Raw genomic sequence first — 3363 nt, forward strand, 5'->3', positions numbered from 1 at the left:
CGATCTTTTTAGTTGAGTAACATTTATTCTTAATAAATTACCATTAAGAATATTTTAGCTATTCACGACGGAATATAGATTTGAATAAATCAACGCTAACTGAAAACACTTTTGAGAATTCTGATTTGTATAGAAAAACTGTGGCAAGAAGTCCAACTAATGAAGAAAGAATTGATAGGAATAGACTTTGCGAAAATGTATGGAGCAACGCCGAGCAAATAAAACTAATCACAAGATAGTAAACCTTCCTCAAATTGTATGGAACAGGATACAACTTTTTGGAGACACTTGATTCGATGGCAAAAACAATTATAAAAGATAATCCTGTTGAAACTGCCGCCCCTTTTGCTCCAAAAATTGGAATCAACAGGAAATTTCCTATTAAATTGAATATAGCCGCTGTGCTGTTGCTAACAATAAACCAGTATGTTTTCTTCGAAAAGTCTATCCCTCTTGCAACAACAATAGCCGTAGTCATCATCACAGGATTCAAGATTAAAAATGGAGAAATTGCTGCAGCTGGCCTGTACGTTTTTGCAAGCAAAAGGAAGATAACATCTTTAAATGAAAGCAGAACAAACCCTGCAGAGAATGTTAAAAAAGCCACGTAGTCCAAAGTTCTTTTAAATATAATTTTGTTTTCAGGGTTTTTCTCATATTGTTCGTATGCAAAGGGATACCAAAGTGTTGAAAAACCACTTGTAAGTAAATTCATCGCCGAGATTATTTTGAAGGCGGCACTGTAAAGTCCAATCTCAGAAAAGTCTACGTACAAACGTAACACGACCCTATCTATCCAATTAAGGATCCACCAAAAAAGGCCGGAGAAAACAAGCGGATATCCGTATTGTACTACTTCAAAAACTAATTTTTTATCTATCTTTATCGGGAACCAATAATCTCTCTCAAAATACATTCCAATACCGAGCGCTAAAATATTCGAAAAAAGCTGTGCGTAAAGCAAAGCGTAAAAATCGCGTTTTACAAGCAGAGCATAAAGCAAAATAAAACCTATTTGACTGATTGACTGAGTTATGTCAATTGCTGAGAAAAGAATTCCTCTTCCTTTAGTTCTAACTAGGTTCATATTGAATGTTTGGAAAATTCCAGTTATTAGCGTTGCAATTAAAATAACATGAGCATTTGATACACTAGTTCCCACGAGAAAAGCGTTTATAGAGGATTTAAAAATAAAAACAACGATACTTACCAATGCACTCAAAATAATTGGTGTTATAAGACTACTCCACAAAAGGATAGTTTTTTCCTCTTCCGATTTTTGTGGGAAAAATCTAAGTAAAGCCGAAGGAGTGCCAAGAAGGCTTGCAAGTAAAATTATCGAGTAAACGGTGGAAAACATTGCGGCTTTTCCAAACTCTTCTGGATTGATTATCCAAGTAGTAATTGGTGTGATAAAGAAAGATATAAGCGCTTTGAACCAAGTACCGAGCGAGAATGAAATATATTTCTTCAAAAGATTACGTTCATTTATATTCATTAATATCCTCCTTTTTTGGATACCGGAACGGAAAGACTTAGAAATTTAAGAATTAAATTGATTTTTTTCTCATACTCTTTGTTTACTACAATTTCAAATCCACCTTTAAATGCTGTCTCTAATAAAAGCTTATAGAGTCTTGGAAGATTATTACTTAAAAGCATATTGTAAAAAATATTGACATCCTTTCCAAACAATAGAGGAGCTTCTTTGATTAATTTATCCTCAATCTCAAGTTTTACATTCGATTTTCTCCTATAAAAGTTAAGAAGAGCTTCGTAATAAATACTACTTTTGGAAGACACACCGTAATTTTTAAAAATTTTCTTGATTAAATTGTACACTTGCCTGCGATATTGCTCGTAACCAATTTCTGAATGGTGAACAACTAAGTTAGTTGGTAACTTGTGAATGTATCTAAAACCCGCGAAATGTATCTTGTAAAATTTAGATAGCTCTACAATTGTTCTAATAACTCCGTTTGATGCTACAAATTTTCCAACCTCACTTCTTGCGTAATTTTCACTGTAAACACGGTATTTGTACCATGGCTGACTTATATAACTCAATCTCAATAAGTGTATTTTTCCGTCTTTTATTTTGAACCAGTAAGGCTGGTTCCATATTATATAATTTTTTACAATATACCTAAAAAACACTTCTTTCTTTACAAAAAAGTGGTCACCTATTACATTAGCTCCATTCAAATGGATTAATTTTTTTAAAGCCTTTTCACCGAAGTCTTTGTATACTCTCAAAACCCCAGTTTCTTCGTCTTTTTCATTTATTTTTACATAATCACTGTACACACCATCCAAATTTTTTTCAAGGATTGTTGTTGCATTCCTTTTGAAAGCAAATTCATCAGTCAACAAGTCATCAGAATGAAATAAACAAACGAAATCCCCAGTTATAAACTTACTGCCATTCAATAATGCGTCAAGTTGCCCTTTATTCTCCTGTTTTATATACTTTATCCTTCCATCGTTATAAGAAAGCACAATCTTTTCTGTCTCATCGGTTGAGCCATCATTTACGATTATAAGTTCAACATCTACTTCCCGTTGACTTAAGACACTTTCTATTGACTTACCTACATACTTGGCATCATTGTAAGTTGGCATCAGAACGGATATCTTCATAACTTCACCGCCTTGTTTCTGAAATAACTTTTTCATATATTTCAACAATTTTTTTCGCATGTTCAATATATGAGTGATTCTTTACAACATATTCTCTTGCCCTTTGTCTAAGTTGAGAGAGCTCATCGTAGTTACTCTTAACATACTGTAAGGTTTCAATTATTGCATCAATATTCTTTTGCTCTATAAGGATTCCATTCTCCATATGTTTTACAACTTCTTTCATACCACCTATATTCGTGCACACAACTACTTTCCCACACGCCATTCCCTCCAACATACTCAGCGAAGTTGCTTCTTCGATATCGTCAGAGGAAACACTTGGTATTAATATCAAATCAGCCGCTTTATAATATTTGTGAATTTCTGCATTTGGTATAGCATCAAGTATGAGTGCGTTGGAGTTATCTTTGAGCATTTCCTGAATTTCAGATTTTAATGGACCTCGACCAGCAAAAACAAAGAGATAATCATTCGACTTAATTTTAGAAAAAGCACGTGCGGCATAGTCTACTCCGTTCTTTTTTACATATCTTCTTGGAACAAGTACAATAAAGGCATCTTTTGGGAGTCCGAGCTTACCTCGAAGTAAAATTTTTTCTTCATTTGTAACAGGTTTGAAGAGTTCAGTATCAACAGCGTTGTATATAACAGTAACCTTATCCTCTGGATAGCCAAATTCTTGAATCACATAATTTTTTAACCTACTGTCGACAGTTATAA

Annotated in this window: 3 protein-coding genes; all 3 read right to left on the bottom strand. The window is 33.6% G+C overall.

The features are described 5' to 3' along the window. Positions 1-58 precede the first annotated feature (58 nt). Entirely contained in the window at positions 59-1498 is a 1440-nt protein-coding gene (locus tag AS161_RS08810; protein WP_164542535.1) for an oligosaccharide flippase family protein, read from the bottom strand. Beyond that, positions 1498-2640: a glycosyltransferase gene (locus AS161_RS08815; protein ID WP_164542536.1), complete on the bottom strand. Its 1143-nt coding sequence runs from the start codon at positions 2638-2640 to the stop codon at positions 1498-1500. Before AS161_RS08815 ends, AS161_RS08810 begins: the two co-directional genes overlap by 1 nt. Before the next feature lie 4 nt (positions 2641-2644). Further along, a partial coding sequence (locus AS161_RS08820) for a glycosyltransferase family 4 protein (protein ID WP_164542537.1) occupies positions 2645-3363 on the bottom strand: 719 nt, incomplete at its 5' end.

Source organism: Fervidobacterium sp. 2310opik-2, from assembly GCF_011057735.1.
GTDB classification, from domain to species: Bacteria; Thermotogota; Thermotogae; order Thermotogales; family Fervidobacteriaceae; genus Fervidobacterium; species Fervidobacterium nodosum.

Excerpts from the sequence above, each read along its gene's own strand:
- AS161_RS08810 (WP_164542535.1), bottom strand. The coding sequence starts at position 1,498 with ATGAATATAAATGAACGTAATCTTTTGAAGAAATATATTTCATTCTCG.
- AS161_RS08815 (WP_164542536.1), bottom strand. The coding sequence starts at position 2,640 with ATGAAGATATCCGTTCTGATGCCAACTTACAATGATGCCAAGTATGTA.